The sequence below is a fragment of the Bacillus sp. RO1 genome (assembly GCF_012524115.1).
Lineage (GTDB): Bacteria > Bacillota > Bacilli > Bacillales > Bacillaceae_I > Sutcliffiella_A.
This window is the reverse complement of sequence record NZ_JAAZWB010000031.1, coordinates 15554-39426: the sequence shown is the minus strand read 5'-3', so window position 1 is coordinate 39426 and position 23873 is coordinate 15554. Positions and strand designations below refer to the sequence as shown.

The 23873-nt window shown below is 41.3% G+C and carries 17 protein-coding genes, 17 tRNA genes and 1 rRNA gene; 33 read left to right on the top strand and 2 right to left on the bottom strand.

Annotated features, from left to right (window positions below; all coding sequences use genetic code 11):
• The 18 genes from rrf to HC179_RS02330 all read left to right on the top strand — a co-directional run.
• Nucleotides 1-87: ribosomal RNA gene (gene rrf, locus HC179_RS02415) — 5S ribosomal RNA — on the top strand; the annotation flags it as partial.
• A 9-nt stretch (nucleotides 88-96) separates the two neighbouring features.
• Nucleotides 97-171: transfer RNA gene (locus HC179_RS02410), tRNA-Asn, on the top strand.
• A 7-nt stretch (nucleotides 172-178) separates the two neighbouring features.
• Nucleotides 179-270 (top strand) — tRNA-Thr (locus HC179_RS02405).
• Nucleotides 271-278: 8 nt separating this feature from the next.
• Nucleotides 279-353 (top strand) — tRNA-Glu (locus tag HC179_RS02400).
• Between the two features lie 72 nt (nucleotides 354-425).
• Nucleotides 426-501, top strand: a tRNA-Val gene (locus tag HC179_RS02395).
• A gap of 29 nt (nucleotides 502-530) precedes the next feature.
• Nucleotides 531-607: transfer RNA gene (locus tag HC179_RS02390), tRNA-Met, on the top strand.
• A 3-nt stretch (nucleotides 608-610) separates the two neighbouring features.
• Nucleotides 611-686 (top strand) — tRNA-Asp (locus tag HC179_RS02385).
• Between the two features lie 21 nt (nucleotides 687-707).
• Nucleotides 708-783, top strand: a tRNA-Phe gene (locus HC179_RS02380).
• 37 nt (nucleotides 784-820) lie between these two features.
• Nucleotides 821-896: transfer RNA gene (locus HC179_RS02375), tRNA-Thr, on the top strand.
• Between the two features lie 7 nt (nucleotides 897-903).
• Nucleotides 904-987: transfer RNA gene (locus tag HC179_RS02370), tRNA-Tyr, on the top strand.
• Between the two features lie 31 nt (nucleotides 988-1018).
• Nucleotides 1019-1092: transfer RNA gene (locus HC179_RS02365), tRNA-Trp, on the top strand.
• A 14-nt stretch (nucleotides 1093-1106) separates the two neighbouring features.
• A tRNA-His gene (locus HC179_RS02360) sits at nucleotides 1107-1182 on the top strand.
• A 52-nt stretch (nucleotides 1183-1234) separates the two neighbouring features.
• Nucleotides 1235-1309 (top strand) — tRNA-Gln (locus HC179_RS02355).
• Between the two features lie 5 nt (nucleotides 1310-1314).
• Nucleotides 1315-1389, top strand: a tRNA-Gly gene (locus HC179_RS02350).
• A 9-nt stretch (nucleotides 1390-1398) separates the two neighbouring features.
• A tRNA-Cys gene (locus HC179_RS02345) sits at nucleotides 1399-1472 on the top strand.
• A gap of 38 nt (nucleotides 1473-1510) precedes the next feature.
• A tRNA-Leu gene (locus HC179_RS02340) sits at nucleotides 1511-1599 on the top strand.
• Between the two features lie 23 nt (nucleotides 1600-1622).
• Nucleotides 1623-1706 (top strand) — tRNA-Leu (locus tag HC179_RS02335).
• 3 nt (nucleotides 1707-1709) lie between these two features.
• Nucleotides 1710-1783 (top strand) — tRNA-Gly (locus tag HC179_RS02330).
• Nucleotides 1784-1917: 134 nt separating this feature from the next.
• Here the strand turns inward: HC179_RS02330 and queG are convergent.
• Entirely contained in the window at nucleotides 1918-3075 is a 1158-nt protein-coding gene (gene queG, locus HC179_RS02325) for a tRNA epoxyqueuosine(34) reductase QueG (protein WP_168862870.1), read from the bottom strand.
• A 168-nt stretch (nucleotides 3076-3243) separates the two neighbouring features.
• On the opposite strand from queG, the gene HC179_RS02320 reads away from it, so the two are divergent.
• The 8 genes from HC179_RS02320 to HC179_RS02285 all read left to right on the top strand — a co-directional run bounded on the left by HC179_RS02320 (nucleotide 3244) and on the right by HC179_RS02285 (nucleotide 12442).
• The gene (locus HC179_RS02320; RefSeq protein ID WP_168862869.1) at nucleotides 3244-3894 is read left to right on the top strand and encodes a B3/B4 domain-containing protein; all 651 of its coding nucleotides are present in this window, start codon (nucleotides 3244-3246) and stop codon (nucleotides 3892-3894) included.
• A gap of 54 nt (nucleotides 3895-3948) precedes the next feature.
• Nucleotides 3949-4884 (top strand): nuclease-related domain-containing protein, encoded by a 936-nt coding sequence (locus tag HC179_RS02315; protein ID WP_168862868.1) that lies wholly within the window; start codon nucleotides 3949-3951, stop codon nucleotides 4882-4884.
• 557 nt (nucleotides 4885-5441) lie between these two features.
• A complete protein-coding gene (locus tag HC179_RS02310) occupies nucleotides 5442-6332 on the top strand; it encodes an amidase domain-containing protein (RefSeq protein WP_168862867.1) in 891 nt (296 codons plus the stop codon).
• A 66-nt stretch (nucleotides 6333-6398) separates the two neighbouring features.
• A complete protein-coding gene (trmL, locus tag HC179_RS02305; protein WP_168862866.1) occupies nucleotides 6399-6899 on the top strand; it encodes a tRNA (uridine(34)/cytosine(34)/5-carboxymethylaminomethyluridine(34)-2'-O)-methyltransferase TrmL in 501 nt (166 codons plus the stop codon).
• A 544-nt stretch (nucleotides 6900-7443) separates the two neighbouring features.
• On the top strand, nucleotides 7444-9339 hold the full coding sequence (locus HC179_RS02300) for a PrkA family serine protein kinase (RefSeq protein WP_168862865.1): 1896 nt from the start codon (nucleotides 7444-7446) through the stop codon (nucleotides 9337-9339).
• Between the two features lie 95 nt (nucleotides 9340-9434).
• On the top strand, nucleotides 9435-9590 hold the full coding sequence (locus tag HC179_RS02295) for a hypothetical protein (RefSeq protein ID WP_168862864.1): 156 nt from the start codon (nucleotides 9435-9437) through the stop codon (nucleotides 9588-9590).
• A 307-nt stretch (nucleotides 9591-9897) separates the two neighbouring features.
• The gene (gene yhbH / locus HC179_RS02290) at nucleotides 9898-11067 is read left to right on the top strand and encodes a sporulation protein YhbH (RefSeq protein WP_168862863.1); all 1170 of its coding nucleotides are present in this window, start codon (nucleotides 9898-9900) and stop codon (nucleotides 11065-11067) included.
• Nucleotides 11068-11182: 115 nt separating this feature from the next.
• Entirely contained in the window at nucleotides 11183-12442 is a 1260-nt protein-coding gene (locus tag HC179_RS02285; protein WP_168862862.1) for an ATP-binding protein, read from the top strand.
• Between the two features lie 68 nt (nucleotides 12443-12510).
• On the opposite strand, the gene HC179_RS02280 is transcribed toward HC179_RS02285, so the two are convergent.
• Nucleotides 12511-14100 carry a glutathione ABC transporter substrate-binding protein gene (locus HC179_RS02280; protein ID WP_168862861.1) on the bottom strand — a complete coding sequence of 530 codons (1590 nt, stop codon included), beginning with the start codon at nucleotides 14098-14100 and terminating at the stop codon, nucleotides 12511-12513.
• Between the two features lie 367 nt (nucleotides 14101-14467).
• On the opposite strand from HC179_RS02280, the gene HC179_RS02275 reads away from it, so the two are divergent.
• From HC179_RS02275 to HC179_RS02245, 7 genes are all read left to right on the top strand, one after another.
• Entirely contained in the window at nucleotides 14468-15367 is a 900-nt protein-coding gene (locus tag HC179_RS02275) for an ABC transporter permease (protein WP_168862860.1), read from the top strand.
• 21 nt (nucleotides 15368-15388) lie between these two features.
• Nucleotides 15389-16315, top strand: coding sequence for an ABC transporter permease (locus tag HC179_RS02270; RefSeq protein ID WP_168862859.1), 927 nt, complete (start codon nucleotides 15389-15391; stop codon nucleotides 16313-16315).
• 15 nt (nucleotides 16316-16330) lie between these two features.
• Nucleotides 16331-17344, top strand: a complete 1014-nt coding sequence (locus HC179_RS02265) for an ABC transporter ATP-binding protein (protein ID WP_168862858.1) — start codon at nucleotides 16331-16333, stop codon at nucleotides 17342-17344.
• The gene (locus HC179_RS02260) at nucleotides 17337-18350 is read left to right on the top strand and encodes an ABC transporter ATP-binding protein (RefSeq protein WP_168862857.1); all 1014 of its coding nucleotides are present in this window, start codon (nucleotides 17337-17339) and stop codon (nucleotides 18348-18350) included. Before HC179_RS02265 ends, HC179_RS02260 begins: the two co-directional genes overlap by 8 nt.
• A gap of 1310 nt (nucleotides 18351-19660) precedes the next feature.
• Nucleotides 19661-21298, top strand: coding sequence for a glutathione ABC transporter substrate-binding protein (locus HC179_RS02255; protein ID WP_168862856.1), 1638 nt, complete (start codon nucleotides 19661-19663; stop codon nucleotides 21296-21298).
• A 66-nt stretch (nucleotides 21299-21364) separates the two neighbouring features.
• A complete protein-coding gene (nikB, locus tag HC179_RS02250) occupies nucleotides 21365-22288 on the top strand; it encodes a nickel ABC transporter permease (protein ID WP_168862855.1) in 924 nt (307 codons plus the stop codon).
• A 19-nt stretch (nucleotides 22289-22307) separates the two neighbouring features.
• Nucleotides 22308-23867, top strand: coding sequence for an ABC transporter permease subunit (locus HC179_RS02245; protein ID WP_168862854.1), 1560 nt, complete (start codon nucleotides 22308-22310; stop codon nucleotides 23865-23867).
• Nucleotides 23868-23873: the final 6 nt, after the last annotated feature.

The window sequence follows — 23873 nt, the reverse complement described above, 5'->3', positions numbered from 1 at the left end:
GTTCCCATACCGAACACGGAAGTTAAGCTCTTCAGCGCCGATGGTAGTTGGGGGATCTCCCCCTGTGAGAGTAGGACGTTGCCAGGCTGGTATTAATCAACCATCGCTCAGCGGTAGAGCATTCGGCTGTTAACCGAAGGGTCGTTGGTTCGAATCCTACTGGTGGAGCCAACTAAATGGAGAGCTGTCCGAGTGGCCGAAGGAGCACGATTGGTACTCGTGTAGACGGTCAAGGCCGTCTCATGGGTTCACATCCCTTGTTCTCCGCCATTATCTTTGGCCCGTTGGTCAAGCGGTTAAGACACCGCCCTTTCACGGCGGTAACACGGGTTCGAATCTCGTACGGGTCACCAAAGTTTCTTAGGATAGTAAAAATAACTTTCCTTATGAAGTCTGTCAATGAACATAACATTTGACATTACATAGGAGGATTAGCTCAGCTGGGAGAGCACCTGCCTTACAAGCAGGGGGTCGGCGGTTCGATCCCGTCATCCTCCACCATTATATCTTTGTAACATATTTATTACTATCGCGGGGTGGAGCAGTCTGGTAGCTCGTCGGGCTCATAACCCGAAGGTCGCAGGTTCAAATCCTGTCCCCGCAACCAAATGGTCCCGTGGTGTAGCGGTTAACATGCCTGCCTGTCACGCAGGAGATCGCCGGTTCGATCCCGGTCGGGACCGCCATTTTCTTTGAAAATTAAATTAGGCTCGGTAGCTCAGTTGGTAGAGCAATGGACTGAAAATCCATGTGTCGGCGGTTCGATTCCGTCCCGAGCCACCATGATTTTTTCACCAAAATGAAAGAATCACCATATAATGCCGGTGTAGCTCAGTTGGTAGAGCAACTGACTTGTAATCAGTAGGTCGTGGGTTCGACTCCTATCGCCGGCACCAGAAATATGGAGGGGTAGCGAAGTGGCTAAACGCGGCGGACTGTAAATCCGCTCCTTCGGGTTCGGCAGTTCGAATCTGCCCCCCTCCACCATTCCTTAAAAATTAGTAACAAATTGTATTGTAGGGGCATAGTTTAACGGTAGAACAGAGGTCTCCAAAACCTCCGGTGTGGGTTCGATTCCTACTGCCCCTGCCAATTTAAAAATTATGGCGATTGTGGCGAAGTGGTTAACGCACCTGATTGTGGTTCAGGCATTCGTGGGTTCGATTCCCATCAGTCGCCCCATAATTTACTTATTATCGACTTTCATTTAAGTCTTTTTTATTTCTAAATTTATTGGGCTATAGCCAAGCGGTAAGGCATCGCACTTTGACTGCGACATGCGTTGGTTCGAATCCAGCTAGCCCAGCCATTTTTGCGGAAGTAGTTCAGTGGTAGAACACCACCTTGCCAAGGTGGGGGTCGCGGGTTCGAATCCCGTCTTCCGCTCCAAATATTTTAGGTGGCATAGCCAAGTGGTAAGGCCAAGGTCTGCAAAACCTTTATCACCGGTTCAAATCCGGTTGCCACCTCCAATTTTATTAAAAAGTAGTTATTCATATATACGAGACAAGCCGGGGTGGCGGAACTGGCAGACGCACAGGACTTAAAATCCTGCGGTAGGTGACTACCGTACCGGTTCGATTCCGGTCCTCGGCACCATTTGAATAATTATGATTGAGTATGCCGGTGTGGCGGAATTGGCAGACGCGCACGACTCAAAATCGTGTTCCTCTGGAGTGCCGGTTCGACCCCGGCCACCGGTACCAATCGCGGGTGTAGTTTAATGGTAAAACCTCAGCCTTCCAAGCTGATGTCGTGGGTTCGATTCCCATCACCCGCTCCATACATAACTTTTCAAGACTTCAACTTATTGTTGAGGTCTTTTTTGTATTTTTAGATGTTCAGTTTAATTCATAGCTAAAAAAGCCACGGAACATTATTATGTTCTGTGGCTTTCGCTTTCGTAAGTGATTCGCTCTACTCAGTAAGCATGCTAATTCCTTTTTCAAGTTCTTTTAACACTTCAGGATCTTTTTCCTTTGTTTGATAATGTTGCAGTGTTTCTAAAGCTTGCTTGTCCCCTATTTTTCCTAATGCCCAAGCTGCGGTTCCTCTTATTACCGGACGAGGGTCATTTTTTAATAGACTTTGGAGATCAGGTATAGCCGAAGTATCTTTGTAATGAGCGAGCGCGATAATGGCATTTCGTTGTATAGGTTTTTTCCCACGCCATGATCCAGAGATCTTACCAAAGTTCCCTTTGAATTCTCTGTTGGAGATGGTCAAAAGAGGTTTTAGCTTCGGTTTTACGATTTCAGGATCGGGCTCCATTTCAGGATGCAGGTGAAAATCTTTTCCTTTATTCTCAGGGCACACTGTCTGGCAAGTATCACAGCCGTATAGTCTGTTACCTAATTTGGTGCGATATTCTTCGGCAAGGAAGCCTTTTGTTTGTGTCAGGAAGGCAATGCATTTATTAGAATCGAGTTGTCCACCTTGAACGAGTGCACCTGTTGGACAAACTTCTACACATTTATTACAGGACCCACAGTTATCTTCTAAAGGGGTATCTGGCTCAAAAGGTATCGTAGTTATCATTTCCCCTAAATACACATAGGAGCCAAATTCAGGAGTAATGATGGCACAGTTCTTCCCGCTCCAACCTATACCTGCGCGTTCTGCAACAGCCCTGTCACTTAGCTCACCGGTATCTACCATAGATTTTGTTAGAGCGTCTGGGCGTCTTTCTTTAATAAATGCTTCTAACAATCTGAGTTTCTCCCGTAAGATATCATGGTAATCGACTCCCCAGGATGCGCGGCAAAATATCCCTCGTCGATCTTCACGGGTGCTTCTTGGTGCGTCTTTCATTTTGGAGGGATATGCAAGAGCAATGGCAATAATGCTTTTAGCCTTGGGAACTAGTAGTTCCGGGTTTGTACGTTTCTCAATATCAGCTTCTTCAAACCCAGATTGATAGTGGAGTTGCTGTTGAGTGATTAGTCGCTCTTTTAGACCAGTGAACACTCCTGCACTTGCAAATCCAATCTTATCAATGCCAATCTCTTTACTGTATGAGATAATTTCTTCTTTTAGTTTTATGTTTTCCTCATTCAATGTGAACACCTCCTTCATTGTATTTAGTCTTGTATTTAGTCAACCTATATTTTAACATATTTTTTCGATGGATCATTTTGTTTGATATAACTAATTATATCCATTATGAGTCAAAAATCTTGAAGGGAGCATTGAACAAGTTATATGATACAATTACCGTAATCATGAAAAGAAAGGGTGAACTAGATGAGAGTATTGGTTGCTGAAAATATAGCCGGGAAGTTCGGTATCATTTTTTATCAAGATATTACAGTGGGTTCCTCGCCACAGATGTTGAAAGGCAGAATTCGCCTTTTCCAAGAATCGCTTCACTTGGATTTAGAAGATAAGGATATGAAAGATATTCCGGGGGTGTCGGAGTGGCGTTCTGTATTCAAGGAAACAGGGACAGATCCATCTAGGTATCGTCCATCTGTCGAGGCGTTGTACCGCAGAATTAAAAAAGGGCAGTTCCTAGAACCGTTCAATTCAGCTGTCGATTTGAATAACTTTTTTTCTATGAAATATGAAATACCCTTAGGAATCTATGATGCTGATAAGATTATCGGAGATGTAAGGATTTCGGTGGGGGACGAGACGGCAACCTATGAAGGATTAAATGGACGGGAAATTAAGTTATCTAAGATGCTTCACACAAGTGATGAAGCTGGTCCGTTTGGAAGTCCTTTTGTCGATAGTCGTAGGACGGCCGTGTCAGAGGAGAGTACTTCTGCGCTGCATGTTGTGTATTTCAAACCATCGATGGAAAGTGGTGAATGTGAAGAAATGCTTGCGGCAATTAGCGAGATGTTTCTACAGGTTCATGGTGGAACAAGCGAGTATTGGGTTTTGGATTAAAAGTAGGTAATTAGGTTTGCCTGCTTTTTTAAAAATTTGAAGGGAGAGTTGTGAATGAGTTTTATGATGAAGGAGCGTATGGAGTCAGAGGAGCTGAAATTATTAAGAATGCTAAAGGCTCGAGAAGGTCTCTTGGATGATAGCCGATTTTGGAATCTCGAAAAAGGCTATCAGGGGGAGGTGCTTTTTGATAAATGGTTTTCTGGCTTGGATGGCGAGTGGATTGTGGTGAATGATCTGCGGCTGGAATACGCAGGCAGTTTGTTTCAAATTGACTCGCTTGTGATTGGAGGGGATAGGGTGTACTTGTTTGAAGTGAAGAATTTTGAAGGGGATTTCTTACTTGAAAAAGACAGGTGGTATTCCGGTAGTAAAGAAGTAAAAGACCCCTTATTACAAATGCAACGGTGCGAAACCGCGTTAAGACAACTTCTTAAAAGCCTCGGATATCAACTCCCCATAGAATCAAACCTCATATTTATTAACCCGGAGTTTAATCTATATAATTGCCCACCTAAATTACCCATAGTGTTTAATTCCCAATTGAATCGATTTTCTAAAAAATTATTGAAGCAATTTTCTGGTTCTGTAAGGTTAAATACACGTCACTCTCGTTTGGCCGAGAAGCTGTGCGAGCTGCATATTGAGAAGTCACCATATGAAAGACTGCCTGAGTACCGGTATGAGGAACTGCGGAAAGGGATTGTTTGTGTTGGGTGTGGGGAGATGGATATCCGCCATCAGTATAGAATGATTGAATGTAAAATGTGCGGAAGTAAGGAAGATTTGGAGGTGGCTTTGGTAAGGGCTATAAATGAGTGTTGTAGTTTGTTTCCACAGATGAAAATCACTACAAAGATCATTCATGATTGGATTGGGGAAATGGTCTCTAAGAAAGTAATTCAAAGGGTTTTACACATTAACTTTTCATTAATTGGACATGGAAAGTCGGCTAATTATGTTAAGGATTCACAAAGAATTGGTAATTAAATGCTGAATGACTCCCTTCATTAAGTGAGTTGAGGAAACATTGTCCCCATACGAAGTGAATGACTCCCTCCACCAAGGGAAAGTGAGAAACATTGTCCTCATACGAAGTGAATGACTCCCTCCACCAAGAGAAAGTGGGAAACATTGTCCTCATACGAAGTGAATGACTCCCTCCACCAAGAGAAAGTGAGAAACATTGTCCTCATACGAAGTGAATGACTCCCTCCACCAAGGGAAAGTGGGAAACATTGTCCTCATACGAAGTGAATGACTCCCTCCACCAAGGGAAAGTGGGAAACATTGTCCTCATACGAAGTGAATGACTCCCTCCACCAAGAGAAAGTGGGAAACATTGTCCTCATACTAGACAAATACCTTCGTGACCAAAATCCAGTTACCCAAAAGCTTTTCACAAAGACCAAACCAAACCACATTCTTCACATGCACTTCTAAAAAATACAAAAAACAAAATCAAACCAAAAATCCCCTACACAAAACCCAAGCCCCCCACATAAACATATCTACAAGGACCATTACCCAGAGAGAGGGGCAAGCCCATGAGAGATAAGCTTAAAGCACATATTCAAAATCGCCTCGATACTTATGTTTACAAAAGCAAGCAAACCAGCAGAACAATTATGAACGATGCTACGATAAAACAAAAACAAGAAGCACATAAGCGTAGAGGAGCGGAGATCGTTAAGTGCAGTGCGACGGCGAGAATACATTCGATACATGAGGATGAACAACAGCGGGAGGCTAATGTTTTTTATGAGATTCACATTCGGTATCTGATAAAGCAAAAAGAAAATCTGTATCTTGAGGAAGAAGCTGATCAGCGTTATTCGGAATGGATTGACGGTGAACTTATACAAGACTTCTCTATTCAGGATGAGGGAGATCGTACTTCTCCTCGGTTCATTCCGCCACAAGAAGAGGATGAAAAACAGCAGCCTCTCCGTTTTAAGTATAGTCGTATGGAAGCGGTCAGGTATGCAGAGCAGTATTGGAACAGCTACAACCCACAGTTTAAGAAGTTTGAGGTGAATTGTACGAATTATATTTCGCAGTGTTTGTATGCTGGGGGAGCACCGATGGTCGGTTATCCGAAGAAATCTGGCGGATGGTGGATGCGGAATAATGATTGGAGTTATACGTGGGCAGTGGCTCATGCGCTCAGATGGTATTTACCAAATGCAAAACAAGGACTGAAGGCGAAAGAAGTAAGCAACGTGTCGCAGCTTATGCCGGGTGATGTTATTTGCTATGATTTTGAGGGAGATGGCCGGTTTGATCATAATACGATTGTGGTCGCAAAAGATGAGAATGGGGAGCCTTTGGTGAATGCCAACACTTATAACTCGCGGATGAGATATTGGAAGTACGAGGATTCCACTGCGTATACGCCTAACATAAAATATAAATTTTTCCACGTCATAGACCGTTAGAAGACACTTGATTCCAATGAGATAAAAAGGTATTGTTGTATAGGATATAAGTGAAAGAAATATGAGGTGACGATTGTGGGATTACATGTGGTATTATATCAACCAGAGATTCCAGCTAATACAGGAAATATTGCTAGAACTTGTGCAGCTACGAACACAACATTGCATTTAATCAGACCGCTTGGCTTTTCGACGGACGATAAGATGTTGAAGCGTGCGGGGCTTGATTATTGGGAATTTGTTAATGTTGTTTATTATGACTCTTTGGATGAGTTGTTTGAAAAAAATAAAGAAGCCGAATTCTTCTATATTACGAAGTTCGGGATGAAGCCCCATACTTCATTTGATTACAGCAAATTGGATAAGGATTACTTCTTTGTATTTGGAAGAGAGACGACAGGTCTTCCAAAAGATTTGATTCAGAGTAATTTGGATCAATGTTTGCGTTTGCCGATGACAAAGAATGTAAGGTCATTGAATTTGTCCAATACTGCTGCGATTTTAATATACGAAGCTTTACGTCAGCAGGACTATCCGAACTTATCCATTGAGTTTCCGGAAGAATAAAATAAGAGAAGCCCTCCACCTTCCAAGCAAAAGTTGAAAGGTAGAGGGCTTCTTTATTTTATACGAATTACTTTTTACGTGTACCAGGGCGCTCATTATAGCCAGCAGTGAAGATTGCTGTTAGGAATGCAAGACATACGCCTAAGATTAAGAATCCAGATGTACCCATGTTAGGTTCCTCCTTATGTAGGTTTAGTTCATGTAAGCATACTATCTATATTATAGCCCAATGGACGGGTTATGTGAATGAAATCTGTGGATAATTTTTGACAGTGTTCTTTTTTAACCCTTTGTTTCCACCCGTTCCAGGTGTTTGCTTTCAGAAGGCAGTGATTGAGCTTAAGTCTCCTCGTCTGTGGGTTCTCCAGTTATTGCTGCCTCCCTCCGATGTCTCACACCTTGCACTTCAGGCAACAGGGGATGTCTTACATTCATTTATGTACCTACAAACTTTTAAAAATAGCATGTTTCACTTCCAAGGAGCATAGAGTATATTAATCACGAAATCACGACTCTTGAAGCTGTAATAAAAGGGGAGGTCCTTATGGATATTTTACGTAAAATTGAAAAGTATCGAGAAGAAGAACAGAGGCTGAAGTGGGAAGGAACCTTCGGGCAGTATTTGGAAATTTTGAAACAAGAACCTTGGGTAGCTCAATCCGCACATTCACGGGTTTACAATATGATTAAAGATGCTGGGGTAGAAGAGATCAATGGTCAGCGAAAGTATAATTTCTTTAGCAATGCTCTTTTTGGTTTAGAAGAAGCATTAGAGCGTTTGGTTGAGGAGTATTTCCATCCGGCAGCCAAAAGATTGGATGTTAGGAAAAGGATCCTTCTTTTAATGGGACCTGTTAGTGGAGGGAAGTCCACTCTAGTGACTATTCTTAAAAGAGGCCTAGAGCAATACACCCATACAGATAGAGGGGCTGTATATGCTATCAAAGGCTGTCCGATGCATGAGGATCCGCTGCACTTGATACCACATCATTTACGTGATGATTTTTATAACGAATATGGCATCAGAGTTGAAGGTAACTTGTCTCCATTAAATATGATGAGATTGGAAAAGGAATTTGGAGGCAGAATTGAAGATGTTTTAGTGGAACGTATTTTCCTATCAGAAAATCAACGAGTGGGAATTGGTACATTCAGCCCGTCCGATCCAAAATCACAAGATATCGCAGATTTAACAGGAAGCATCGACTTCTCCACCATTGCAGAGTTTGGCTCGGAATCTGATCCTCGGGCATATCGTTTCGATGGGGAGCTGAATAAAGCCAACCGCGGAATGATGGAATTCCAGGAGATGCTCAAATGTGATGAGAAGTTTTTGTGGCATCTATTATCCTTAACACAGGAAGGTAATTTCAAAGCAGGACGATTTGCGTTGATTAGTGCGGATGAGTTAATTGTTGCGCATACAAATGAAACGGAGTATCGCTCTTTCATCTCCAATAAAAAGAATGAAGCCTTGCATTCGCGTATCATCGTGATGCCGGTTCCATATAACTTAAGGCTTTCTGAAGAAGAGAGAATTTATGAAAAGATGATCAATGAGAGTGATGTGGCCAATGTCCATATTGCACCGCATACGCTTAGGGTCGCTGCGATGTTTACGATTCTCACGCGACTGAAAGAAGCCAAACGTGGGGATATCGATTTGGTAAAGAAAATGCGTTTGTACGATGGAGAGTCGGTCGAAGGCTTCAACTCTGTGGATGTACAGGAGCTTAAAAAAGAATATGCAGATGAAGGGATGAGCGGAATTGATCCACGTTATGTGATCAACAGAATCTCATCAACCATTATCCGAAAAGAAATTCCGTCCATCAATGCCCTTGATGTACTGCGTTCGTTAAAAGAAGGACTTGACCAGCATGCTTCTATATCTAATGAAGATAGAGAGAGATTCTTGAACTTCATTTCAGTAGCGAGAAAAGAATATGATAATATTGCCAAGAAGGAAGTTCAGAAAGCATTTGTGTACTCGTATGAAGAGTCTGCGAAGACATTGATGGATAACTATCTGGATAACGTCGAGGCGTATTGTAATAAGGCGAAACTTAGAGACCCTCTTACTGGGGAAGAGATGAGTGCCGATGAGAAATTGATGCGTTCCATTGAGGAGCAGATTGGAATCTCTGAAAACGCGAAAAAGGCATTCCGCGAAGAGATATTAATCAGGATTTCCGCTTATGCACGTAAAGGTAAGCGATTTGACTACAACTCCCATGAGCGCTTAAGAGAAGCGATCCAGAAAAAGCTGTTTGCAGATCTGAAGGATGTGGTGAAGATTACCACTTCTTCCAAGACTCCGGATGAAACACAGTTGAAGAAAATAAATGAAGTGGTGGCCCGTTTAATTGATGAGCATGGCTATAACTCCACTTCAGCTAATGATCTATTAAGATACGTAGGTAGTTTATTAAATAGGTAACAAGGTAAGCAGCGGGGCTCATTCCCGCTGCTTTTTACTATGTATAGGTTTGTAAATACAAATTAAGGGGAAATTATTATTAAGAGGTGATAACAATGAGTAAAGAAAAAACCTATGAAAATACAATGGCCCCAAATGAAAAAGAGATGGAAAAGCTGGCAAAGGAAATGGAGCAGCTGAAGGAAAATAAAACGGACAGAGAGCGCAGTCCTAAGCAGCATAAAAACAATCAGGAAAATGAAAAAGAATAAAAAAACCTTCCAGTATTTTCGGAAGGTTTTTTTATTGTATATAAAGATATTCATCGTATAGTACGACCCCCACGCAGCATAAAATTATTATTACTAACAGATCGTTACACGCTTGTCTCATTTAAAGAATTACGCGCCCAATTATCTAAATAATCTGTCAATTATTTGAGATATGTGCATAGGATAGAGTAACCAACCCTAATTGTCACAAAGGTTGGATTCATTAAATTTCACCAAGATATTTTATGAAAATAGTGATGAAAAGGTTCCTAGAAACGTAAAATGAATTAAATAGGGAGGGATATCGATGACAATGTCAGATGATACGAATTTTGTAGTGTCCAAAGAGGATTGGTCCCTCCATCGAAAAGGCCACGACGACCAAAAACGCCATCAGGAAAAGGTCCAGGAGGCTATCAAAAATAACTTACCAGATCTTATTACTGAAGAGAACATTGTAATGTCCAATGGCAGAGAGGTCGTTAAGATCCCAATCAGGTCTTTAGATGAGTACAGAATTCGTTATAATTATGACAAAAACAAGCATGTTGGCCAAGGAGATGGAGACAGTCAGGTCGGGGACGTTGTAGCCAGGGACGGGTCGGGTCAGCAGAAGGGTCCAGGTAAGGGGCAAGGAGCGGGAGATCAGGCTGGAGAGGACTATTATGAGGCTGAAGTGTCCTTAATGGATCTTGAAGCGGCACTTTTCAACCAGCTGGAGCTGCCAAACCTGCAGCAGAAAGAGCGCGATGAAAATATCATCGAGCACTATGAATTTAACGATATTAGACGCACTGGTCTTATGGGGAATATAGATAAAAAACGTACGATGATGTCTGCTTATAAACGGAATGCGATGACAGGTACGGCAAGCTTTCATCCAATCTATCAGGAAGATCTCAAGTTTAAGACTTGGAATGAAGTGGTTAAGCCGGATTCCAAAGCAGTGGTGTTAATGATGATGGATACCAGCGGATCTATGGGCATGTGGGAAAAATATATGGCGCGCAGCTTTTTCTTCTGGATGACAAGATTTTTGAGAACAAAATATGAAACAGTGGATATTGAGTTTATCGCTCATCATACTGAAGCGAAAGTCGTAAGTGAAGAGGATTTCTTTTCAAAAGGAGAAAGTGGGGGGACGATTTGTTCATCTGCCTACAGGAAAGCATTGGAGTTAATTGATACAAAGTACAATCCAACGCGTTACAATATTTATCCTTTCCATTTTTCAGATGGAGATAACCTGACTTCAGATAATCAACGTTGCGTTAAATTGGTCGCGGAACTGATGAAGGTTTCCAATATGTTCGGTTATGGTGAGGTAAATCAGTATAACAGACATTCAACACTTATGTCGGCATATAAGAATGTGAATAACGAGAAATTCAGGCATTACATTTTGAAGCAAAAGCCCGATGTCTTTCATGCGATGAAAGAGTTCTTTAAGAAAGAGCAAAATAAGAAATTTGCATAAGAAAAACCAGCCGAGGGGCTGGTTTTTCTTATGGGATAAAAGGAGGAAAAGATGGAACGAAAAGCGAAGTATTAATAATGGACTAATGAGAGCTAATGTTGGTAGGGGCGTTGATATGGTTGGTAATGTAGGACATGTTTTATATCATGTATTAATTATTTTGTTTCCCATTTTGGTTTATTATCAGTTTTTAAATAAAGGTGGTATTGGATCAAAAGGGAAAGTTAATTATCGCTTTCTAGTTATAATGATATTCATGGTCATCTGTACGATGTCTTTCCCGATTGAGGTGACTGAGGGCTCATATTATGATCAAAAGTTGATACCTGTCATTTTGTCATTTTTATATGGTGGTTTGTTAACAGGTGTTGCAGTAATGGTGTCCATGCTTTATTACCTATATATTATCGGTGATGACCATATTATTGTAATGGTGATAAATTACTTAATTTTAGCAGGACTTCTTATAACATTTCGGAATAGATATACAAGTTTGAGCTTAAAAAAGAAAATTTCAATCATATCCTTTTTATTTTTAGTCATTACAGCAACCAGAGCAATCAGGTTATTTTACCTGAATGAAGAGAAAGAGATTCTTCTAAATGTAATGGTTTCTTTTATTACTTGGGTCTCGTTAGTAACATCGATTATGATTATAGAAAATTTGAATATGCAGATGCAATTGCAGCATGAGTTGCAACGTTCTGAAAAATTAAAAGTGGTAAGTGAGCTTGCTGCGTCGGTTGCACATGAAGTCAGGAACCCAATGACATCTACACGTGGATTTCTGCAGTTGATGAGTCAAGATGATAATCTAAATAGTTCTCAAAAAAGGTATATTGATATCTCTATCGAAGAATTAGACCGGGCTCAAACCATTATTCAAGACTATCTATCACTGGCCAAACCAAATAAACAAGGGATGGACAGGGTAAATGTATCTCAAGAATTGGAAAATGTAGTCCAGCTCATGTCCACTTATACGGCTATCAATAACACGATAATTCGTCATGAGATTGAAGCAGAATTGTATATTAAGGGAAATAAGGATGAAATGAAACAGGTCTTAATCAATTTGATAAAGAATGCGATTGAAGCTATCGAAAAGGATGGAACGGTTACCGTTAAGGCTTCTAGCAATCGAGGAACTATATTAATAGAGATTATTGATGACGGTGTGGGGATGACAATACAACAGGTGGATAGATTAGGAACACCTTTTTATTCCACTAAGGATAAGGGAACCGGCATTGGTTTGACCATATCTTTTCAAATAATTGAGTTATTACAAGGGAAAATAGAAGTACAAAGTGAAGTTGGGAAGGGAACTACATTTACTATTAAGCTACCGTCAGAAACTAGTGTTAGCAGCTAGTTTCTTTTTTGTGAGCAATACTACAACATAAAAACCCCCGACTATCTCTAGTCAGGGGTCATGTTTAATTAGTTAAGCTTCACACCGTGGAAGTAAGGAGTACCACTGAAATCTACGAATAGACCGTTTGCACCGTTTGTTCCATAGTTGAAGTCAGGATGTTGCAAGTAAACCATTGGAGCTTCGTCTACAAGAATTTCAGAAACTTCTTTGTAAGCTTCATTACGCTCGTCTTGGTTCGTTTCAGAGCGAGCATAGTCAAGTAGCTCATCTACACGGTCGTTAGCGTAGAAGGAACGGTTACCAGGAGCTCCGAATGTAGAAGAGTGGAATAGAGCGTATAAACCGTAGTCAGCATCAGCTGTTACAGTAGTCCATCCAAGGATGAATAGCTCGTGCTCACCATTTGCAGTTGCATCAAGGAATGCACCCCACTCAATGATCTCGATGTTTACTTTGATTCCAATTTGGCTTAATTGATCTTGAACAAGTGTTGCAATTTGCTCACGCTCAGCGTTTGCAGAGTTTACATAAAGAGTTGTTTCAAATCCATCTTCGAAGCCAGCATCTGCAAGAAGTTGCTTAGCAGCTTCTACATCATATCCAAGTGGCTTAAGATCTTGGTAGTTACCTACAACTGTTGGAGCAAGAGGTCCAACGGCAGGTACACCTTGACCGTCTAAGATACCATCAACGATATCAGTTTTGTTGATTGCCATAGAGATAGCTTGACGAACTTCTTTAATATTGTAAGGCTCTTTATTCATGTTGAATCCTAAGTAGTCCATACGAGTACCGCGAACGTTAGTTAATTCAATACCAGCGCCTGCCATACCTTCTACACGAGCAACGTCAGAAGCTCCGATTTGTGTAACGTTAGCTTCACCAGCTTCAAGCATTGCTACACGAGTAGATTGTTCAGGTACTACAACAAATTTAATAGAATCAAGTGCTGGCGCACCATTCCAGTAGTCAGCATTTTTCTTTAAAGTGATTTCAGAACCACGGTTCCAGTTATCAAATACGAAAGGACCTGTTCCTACTGGATTTTCGTCAACTGTTTTTCCGCCACTTTTTTCTTCTTCAATTGCAGAAGGAGCGATAATAGAACCAGCGTTATGTGCTAAGTGAGCCGGTAGTGGAGCGAATGGCTCAGCAGTTTTAATATGAACAGTGTGGTCGTCTACAACAACAACCTCTTGAATCATGTTAAGTACTACTGCACGTGGAGATGCAGTTTCTGGATCTAAAATGCGGTCAAGTGTTAACTTAACAGCTTCAGCAGTGAAGTCCGTTCCATCGTGGAACTTAACATCTGTACGTAATTTGAATTCCCAAGTAGTGTCATCAATAGCTTCAAAAGACTCAGCTAGTGAAGGTATAACAGTTCCGTCTGCTTCATATGCAGTTAAACGGTCAAAAATTTGCGTTGTTACGTTAGTTGTAGAAGTATCATTCATACCATGAGGGTCAAGTGTTGGAGCATCCGCACCAACTACGAATGATAATTCGCCGCCTTCTTGACCTTCAACTTCCCCACCGTCACCAGAACCACCGTTGTTTGTGGATCCGCTGCTGTTGTTTCCGCCACTACATGCTGAAAGAACTAGCATAAGTGAAAGCAGAAGCAAGAAAAACACATTCTTTTTTGCTTTCATGTAAAATTACCCCCTAAAAATTTTGTTGATACAAGTTTGTAATCAATGGAAAAGCCATGATTGATTTTTATAATAATCTATAAACTGAAAATTCACAAGAGTTCTTTTACAAGAAATTTTAACAATTTTATTATTAATGTAATAATATGGAGGATATTACCTCTAAACATTACAATTTTGTTAATTTTTTATACATATAATGAAGAATAAACTCCGGTTTATTTTATATATTTCTTAAAATTATGTATCCTAAGACTCTTTAAAACTATTGTAATATTACAAAATAATCGCTATTATAGTAGCTAGCTGTGTTGAAAATTTAGAATTATTAAGAATGTTACAAACAGATGAAGGGATGAGAAGAACCATGAGTCAACCACAACCTCAAACGACAACGGGTGTTCCGGTTAAAGTGGAAAGTGCCAAATCACTAAGATGGAAGACTTTCTACAAAAGAATGGCTAAAAATAAAGCTGCCATGGCAGGGGTTATTATTATATTAGCTGTCGTAATACTCGGAGCGCTTGCCCCAGTACTAGCTACCCATGAACCAAACACTACAAATGTTATGGATAAGCTTCAAGGGCCATCTTCTGAGCACTATTTAGGTACAGATGAATTAGGTAGGGATATTTTTAGTCGTTTATTGTATGGAACAAAAATTTCTTTAGGAATAGGATTCGTCTCGACAATCTTGGGGGCGATAGCAGGAGTAACTTTAGGAATTGTTGCAGGCTATTATGGTAGATGGGTTGATAGTCTGATCATGAGAATTTGTGATGTATTACTTGCTTTTCCAGGAATCCTACTGGCATTAGCGATTGTTAGTGTACTAGGAGCCAGCACGAGAAATGTAATTATCGCAGTAGCATTCTATGCGGTACCGTCTTTTGCAAGAATTGTTCGGGGATCTACATTAAGTGTGAAAAAACTTGAATATGTGGATGCAATTAGAGCTATGGGAGCAAAAGATGGAAGAATTATTTTCCGTCATATACTTCCAAATATTATGTCGCCAATTATTGTACAAGCAACCCTTTATATCGCGTCAGCCATTATTACTGCAAGTGCTCTATCCTTCCTCGGAATGGGAACAAAACCACCTACTCCAGAATGGGGAGCGATGCTAAGCCAAGGACGTGCTTATTTAACGCAAGCTCCGCATATTACGTTATTCCCTGGACTTGTCATCTTGCTCGTTGTTATTGGATTTAACATGATGGGTGACGGACTACGAGATGCGTTAGATCCAAAATCGAGAAAATAATGGAGAAGAAGGTGAATTAACATGTTGATTTTTATCATACGAAGACTTTTACAAACAATCCCGGTATTGTTTGGGGTGACATTAGCAGTTTTCATGATGGTGCACTTGATTCCCGGAGATGCTGCACAGATTATGGCAGGGGAACAAGCAAGTCCGGAACAAATAGAAGCAATGAGGGACAAGCTTGGCTTAAACGACCCTTACCATGTGCAATATCTAAACTATATAAGTAATGCAGTACAAGGGGATCTTGGTACATCTGTACGAACAAACCGTGATGTTACTTCAGAGATATTTACAAATAGAATATGGATAACTGTTGAACTTGCCATTTGGGGAACTATTCTTTCTGTGTTCCTTGGCCTAATTGCTGGTATTATTTCTGCAACGAGAAAATATTCCTTTGCAGATACTTCTATTATGATAGTTGCCTTGTTTGGTGTATCCATGCCAAACTTTTGGCTTGGAATAATGTTAATCTACTTATTCTCTGTAAACCTTGGCTGGTTACCTGTTGCAGGGTGGGGAAATGACTGGAAACAGATGGTACTACCGGTGATTACATTAGGTACTGGTGGTGCGGCCATCATTGCCAGGATGACTCGTTCTAGTATGCTTGATGTCATAGATCAGGATTATATCCGTACAGCTTATGCAAAAGGTGTTAGTGATAAATATGTCATATATAAACATGCTTTAAGAAATGCATTAATACCTGTAGTTACGGTAGTAGGTTTACAATTTGGTACTTTGCTTGGTGGAGCTGTAATAACAGAGACGGTATTTGCAATCAATGGAATAGGTCGTTTAATAATCAGTTCCATCACAATGAGAGATTTTCCAATGGTACAAGGAACCATTCTTGTTTGTACATTGTTATTCGTGTTGGTGAACTTCCTTGTAGATATTACCTACCGAATTATTAACAAGCGTATAGACCTTAACTAAAGGACGGTGAAAAAAATGACAACAGCTAAAAGCGAGCACATATTAGAAGTAAAAGATTTAAGAACTTCCTTTTTCACTGATGAAGGAGAAGTAAAAGCAGTTGATGGAGTAGATTTTTCTATTGAAAAAGGAAAAACACTAGGAGTTGTAGGAGAGTCGGGATCTGGTAAAAGTATTACCTCTCTTTCTATCATGCGTCTAGGTGCCGGAAAAATTATCGGCGGTGAAATCGTATTTAAAGGTGAAAACCTTCTGGATAAATCGAAAAAAGAGATGATGAATCTTCGTGGAAATAATATCTCAATGATTTTCCAAGAACCAATGACATCTTTGAATCCAACATTGACCTGTGGAGAGCAGATTGCAGAATCTGTTCGAATTCACCAAAAACTTGGTCGCAAGGCTGCGTGGGTAAAAGCGGTAGATATGCTTCGGTTAGTTGGTATCCCATCTCCTGAAAAGCGTGCAAAACAATATCCATTCGAATTATCGGGTGGTATGCGTCAACGTGTTATGATTGCGATTGCGCTAGCTTGTAACCCTGAACTGTTGATTGCTGATGAACCTACTACTGCTTTGGATGTAACCATCCAAGCGCAAATTCTTGATTTGATGAAAAAATTGCAAGATGAGCTTGGGACGTCGCTTATGCTGATTACCCACGACCTTGGTGTTGTAGCTGAGATGTGTGACAAGGTAGCGGTAATGTACTGCGGTAAAGTGGTAGAATATGCAGATGTTCAAACCATATTCTCAAGCCCAAAACATCCGTATACTGTTGGTCTATTAAACTCTGTTCCAAAGCATGATCAGGATGTGGAAGGAGACCTGTCTGTAATTGATGGGGCTGTGCCAAGTCCTTTCAACTTGCCACAGGGCTGTCGCTTTGCCCCTCGTTGTCCGCATGCGAAAGACATTTGTCACAGTAGTTTGCCGGACCTGAAAGAAACAGAAGATGGCGATCAGGTTCGATGCTGGATCTATACAGAGAAGTGGGAAGATGAGGAGGTTGCTGCTAGCCATGAGTAATCAAACATTATTAGAAGTAAAAAACCTTAAACAATACTTTCCTATTAAAGGTGGAATCTTCGGAAAAACGGTAAACCATGTCAAAGCAGTAGATGACATCAGTTTCTCCGTGAAGGAAGGGGAAACGGTAAGTATCGTTGGAGAGTCCGGTTGCGGAAAATCCACGACAGGTCGCGCAATCCTTCGTCTGGACAATCCATATTCGGGAGAAGTAAGCTTTCAAGGGGAAGATTTACTTGCGCTGAATAAGTCTGAGATGAGAAAAAAACGCAAGGATCTGCAAATTATTTTCCAAGATCCGTATGCTTCTTTAAACCCTCGTCAAACAGTAAGCCAGATTCTAGAAGAAGCATTAGAAATTCAAAATGTTGTCCCTCGTAAAGACCGTCGCCAAAAAATCGTTGAATTGCTTGAAACCGTTGGAATTGGTGCTCATCAGGTTGACCGTCACCCACATGAGTTCAGTGGAGGGCAACGCCAGCGTATTGGGATAGCGCGGGCATTATCAGTGGACCCTAAATTGATTGTATGTGATGAAGCTGTATCAGCATTGGACGTATCCATTCAAGCGCAGGTATTGAACCTTTTGAAAAGATTACAACGTGAGTATAACTTGACGTATCTGTTCATCTCCCATGACCTTGGGGTTGTACGTCATATTTCCGATAGAATCATCGTAATGTATTTAGGTAAAATTGTAGAAATCGCTGATAAGGATGCTCTTTTCGCAAATCCACAGCATCCTTATACAAAAGCGTTATTATCTGCGATACCAAGTACAGATCTTGGCAAGAAGAAAGAGCGAATCATTCTAAAAGGTGATGTTCCTTCTCCAATTGATCCGCCTGCTGGATGTCGCTTCCATACGCGTTGTCCTTATGCATTCGATCGTTGCAGAACGGAAGAGCCAAAGCTTCATGGGATTCCTGGTGTAAACCAACAGTCTGCATGCCACTTGGTGGAAGGCGGAGCAGTTGATTTCTCTCAATTGAAGGCTAATTATTAATAGTTTTTTGGAAAGGCCACTCTCAGCGGTTGTTGGGGGTGGTTTTTTTGTTTGTTTTTTATTGTATGAAGACGTGAGAGTGTGAAAATGCATGGGAGAGGTCGTCATAGGAGGTGTATGACGACGGGAGAGGGCGAAAAAGGAGGGAACCGGTCGTCATAGGAGGTGTATGACGACCTGCAAGGATGAAAAAGCATGGGACCGGTCGTCATAGGAGTGGTATGACGACCTGCAAGGATGAAAAAGCATGGGAGCGGTCGTCATAGGAGTTGTATGACGACCTGTAAGGATGAAAAAACAAGGGAGAGGTCGTCATAGGAGGTGTATGACTACGTGTAAGGATGAAAAAACAAGGGACCGGTCGTCATAGGAGGTGTATGGCGACGGGAGAGGGCGAAAAAGCGTGGATTTGGTCGTCATAGGAGGTGTATGACGACCTGAGACGATGAAAAAGCATGGGTCCGGTCGTCATAGGAGTTGTATGACGACGTGTAAGGATGAAAAAACAAGGGACCGGTCGTCATAGGAGTTGTATGACGACCTGCAAGGATGAAAAAGCATGGGAGCGGTCGTCATAGGAGGTGTATGACGACGTGTAAGGATGAAAAAACAAGGGACCGGTCGTCATAGGAGGTGTATGGCGACGGGAGAGGGCGAAAAAGCATGGATTTGGTCGTCATAGGAGGTGTATGACGACCTGCAAGCATGAAAAAGCATGTGACCGGTCGTCATAGGAGTTGTATGACGACCTGCAAGGATGAAATAGCAGGGAACCGGTCGTCATAGAAAGTGTATGACGACCTGCAAGGATGAAAAAGCATGGGAGCGGTCGTCATAGAAGGTGTATGACGACCTATCATGGTAAAAAAGCATGGGTCCGGTCGTCATAGGAGTTGTATGACGACCTGCAAGGATGAAAAAGCAGGGAACCGGTCGTCATAGAAGGTGTATGACGACCGGAGAGGGAGAAAAAGCATGGAACCGGTCGTCATAGAAGGTGTATGACGACCGGAAAGTGTAAAAAAGCAAAGAACCAGTCGTCATAAAAGCTATATCAAGTCCTTTAAGATGCTTTCCATATTATCTCCATTCCAAATCTAAAAACACCAATAACCACCAAAAACAACCCAAAAGCACAAAATAACCCAATAAACCCCAAATAAAACAACCAAAAAAATTCCCCCACCTCGAACACCACCCCACACTTCCCATTTCATATAAATTTTTTGAATATTCTATTCTTGGCACGCTTTTTGCATCTATTACTAATGAGAATGAAAACATAATTCAAAAAGGGGAGAATCAACCGTATGCAATGGCAATTACGAAAACAGAGTAAAGCAAAATGGATCATGCAGTATTTATTAATTTTCTGTCTGCTTTTTCTTGCAGCGTGTAGTTCGAACACAACCACCAATAACAGTAGCAATGCTCAACCAGACCAGAACACAAGTGGAAACAATACACCAGATGAAACAGCGGAAGCTAGTGGTGAGTTAACAGTCGGTATTGAAGCCGAACCAACATCCTTAGACCCGTTCAACTCAACAGATGGTAACTCTGCGACCGTTCAGAGTACGATGTTTGAAGGGTTCCTTCGTTTTGATGAGAAAATGAACCTAATACCTGTTCTAGCAACAGAGTACAACTTTAATGAAGACGCAACGGAAATTACATTCAGCCTGCAGCAAGGGGTTAAGTTTCATGATGGGACAGATTTCAATGCAGAAGTGGCAAAAGAGAATCTAGACTTTGTCCGTGATGCGGAAAACGGCTTAGCGCGTGCATCCTTTTTCTCTTTTATCAGTGAAGTGACAGTAAATGATGAATACAGCATTACCATTAAATCGGAAGAGCCTAACTCTGCCATGGCTTCTTATATGGCGCATTCTTCCGCATCTTTCAAATCACCGGAAGAACTGAAAAAGAAGAAAGAAGACCCTGACTATAACTTAGACCGTAATCCTGTCGGCACTGGACCATTCAAATTCCAAGAGTGGAAGGACAGCGAGCAGATAGTTGTCACAAAGAATGAAAACTATTGGAATGCACAAGAAGAGCCAAAAGTTGAAAGTATCACTTTCCTGCCTATTGTTGAAGCGAGTACTCGTGTCAATAAGCTGAAAACAGGAGAGGTGGATGTAATCTTCCCAATCCCTACGCTTAATGCAAAAGAGCTTGAACAAGAAGAGAATGTTGATTTATATGTAGGATCATCTACAAACGTTTTCTATATCGGTATGAATTTTCAAGAAGAGAAATACAAAGATCTAAAAGTGCGTCAAGCGATGAACCATGCAGTCGATAAAGATGGGCTTATCGCACAGATTGCAGACGGATATGCACAAGTGGCGGATTCCGCTATCGCTCCTGCTGTTTATGGATATGCAGGGCAAAGTGTATATGAACATGACAAGGAACGTGCAAAGGAATTACTGAAAGAAGCAGGAATGGAAGAAGGATTCAAAGCAACATTATGGACAAGAAATACAACAGAATTCGTTTCTGTTGCAGAGTACGTTGCTATTCAATTGAAAGAGATTGGTATTGATGTGGAAGTACAAGCATTTGAAAGTGGTACGCTTTTTGAAATGTTAGATGCAGGGGAAAAGACAGATCTTTGGATTGGCCGCTGGTCACCGGGAACAGGTGAGGCTGATTATGGATTGCGACCAAACTTTGCATCTGATCGTGTACCGCCAAACTTCAATAACTCAGGCTTTTATATTAATGAAGAATTGGACGGTCTGTTTGACGATGCTCTTCGTACTCCTGACCAGGATCAAGCATTATCTATTTATGCGGATATTCAAATGAAAATATATGAGGACGCTCCGTGGGTATTTTTGCATATTCCGGACACCATCATTGCAAAAGGAAAAGATGTGAATGGTATTTATGTTCTTCCTTCAGGGGGAGTACATCTTAATTTAGTAGAAAAACAATAATAGAAAATAGACTCATAGGAAGAGCGTAACCTATGAGTCTACTCTTTATAAGAAGAGGTGAACCTGATGTTTCAATTTGCAATTAGAAGAATTATTGGCATGATTCCTATTTTACTAATCATTACGATTATTGCTTTTTTATTTGTGCACTTAACTCCTGGAGATCCGATTCGCATCATGTACGGAGCGGAGTTAGATCAGGAAACGTACCAAACTTTGAGAGCGAAGGAAGGGTTCGATCAACCACTCATCGTCCAGTACGGAACCTATATGTATAACATGTTGGTACATGGAGATTTCGGTTCTTCCTACCGTACAAAAACGGAAGTATCTTCTGAAATTATGAGGCGGTTTGGTTTTACATTTACCCTAACGATGCTTGCCATGTTCTGGGCAATCCTTATTGGAATTTTTGTCGGAATTATTTCCGCTACGAAAAGGAATACCGTGTGGGACCGACTTGGAATGGTATCAGCGATTACAGCGCTAAGTGTACCTGAGTTCTGGTTCGGCCTTATGGTGATGCAAATATTCGCTGTTCAGCTTGGCTGGTTTCCGACAAGTGGAAGCGGAACATTTGCTCATATTTTTCTTCCATCCATCACGTTGGGATTTGGGGTTGCCGCTACTATCGTAAGGTTTACGAGGTCAAGTGTTCTGGAGGTTATGCGCGAGGACTATGTGAGGACTGCCAGAGCAAAAGGCCAGAAAGAATCAGTTGTTGTGTGGAGTCACGTGTTAAGAAATGCTCTCATCCCGGTTGTGACCATGACGGGACTTCAGTTTGGATTCCTCATTGGGGGAGCTGTAGTGGTGGAACAAGTATTTGCATGGCCAGGCCTTGGCTCATACCTTGTTGATTCCATTCTCGCAAGGGATTATCCGGTCATTCAGGCACTGATTTTACTGTTCTCTTTTCAGTTCTTAGTAGTCAATTTATTAGTGGATATTAGTTATGGATTTCTAAACCCTCAGATTAGATACGATTAATAGTAAAGGAGACAAAACTATGAGTAAAAAAATGCACACCTCGTATTCTCCTTTCAAGGTGTTCCTTCATAAATTCATCAAACAGCGATTTGCTTTTGTCGCGTTTATCATTGTAGCTTTCATTGTACTTGTTGGCGTTTTTGGTTCTTTTATTGCTCCGTTCGATCCGTATCGTCCTGTCACACTTCAATATGAAGAAAAAGGCATTGATTCAGAGAATTTAACAAGTCAACAAGTAGAATTTAGAGGGGTTTTAAGTGATGGGAGTACCATTGCTGGCTCGGAATTAGAAAGGGTCAACGTTGAAAGTGAAGATAGAAGAATCGCTTCCATCAGAAAAATGACAGATGGTGTGACGATAACAGCGAATACTTCTGGGACTACCAACACAACCATTGAAAGTGAAGGAGTTCGGTCCAGAATAGGAGTCAGCGTATCAGATGACTCGGAAAAAATAGAGCCAAGCATTATTCGAATAGAAGCCGAGCAACCGAAGGAAATAATGAATAGTGGGGATAGATATTCCGTTAATCTAAAGGCGATTCTTTCCGACGGAAGTTCCATCGATGGTATAGATGAAATAAATACTTTCCTGATGGATGGAAAGGATGAAAAGGAAAATGCCAAGCAAGGAAGTGGCTTTGTGTCAGCGGGAAGTTCTGAGGAAAGTGATGGTGGAGTTGAATTCCTGTCCCTTGATGAGGAGCTTGCAACTGTTTCCAAAGAAGGGCTTGTCACTTTAAAAGGGCAGGGAGACGCGCTAATTCAAGTTGTAGCTGGTACAGTCTCCTCGGTCGTGCATCTTCCGGTAGGAGTTGATGAAATTACACCTAAGCTGGTTTCTATTATACCGGAAACAGCAGAAGTTAGTTTAGTAGACATCTACAAGCATCAACCACCTTCTACCCTTCACTTCTTTGGGACAGATCACCAGAACCGAGATATCTTCAGCAGAGTGGTCATGGGGACAAGAGAAACGCTTATTATCGGTTTTGTTTCGGTTGCCATCGGAGCTGTGATTGGAACGGCACTGGGTTTGATAGCTGGCTATTATGGAGGCAAAACAGACAGTTTGATTACCCGTTTTACTGACATTCTTCTCGCATTTCCGGGAATTTTACTCGCAATCGCTGTAATTGCCTTCCTTGGTGCAGGACTAACAAATATTATTTTTGCTGTGGCGGTCTTCACCATCCCTATCTTTATCAGGATTGTACGGGGAAGTACGCTTGCGTTAAAAGAAATGACTTATGTGGAAGCGGCCCAATCGATTGGAGTTAAGGATAGCGTGATTATCATGAGACATATTTTTCCCGGAACTTTGTCAGTGGTAATGGTTTACTTAACGATGCGAATTGGTGTGGCTATCTTGATCGGTGCAGCACTAAGCTTTCTTGGACTCGGAGGAGACATTACCGCTCCTGAGTGGGGTTCTATGTTAAGTGCAGCAAAGGACAATAGTGGAAATGTGTTTCATCCGACTTTCTTCCCTGGGCTTGCGATTGTTATTACCGTACTAAGTTTTAATATTTTAGGAGATGGATTGCGAGATGCGCTTGATCCGAAGTTAAAAGAGTAGGAGGTG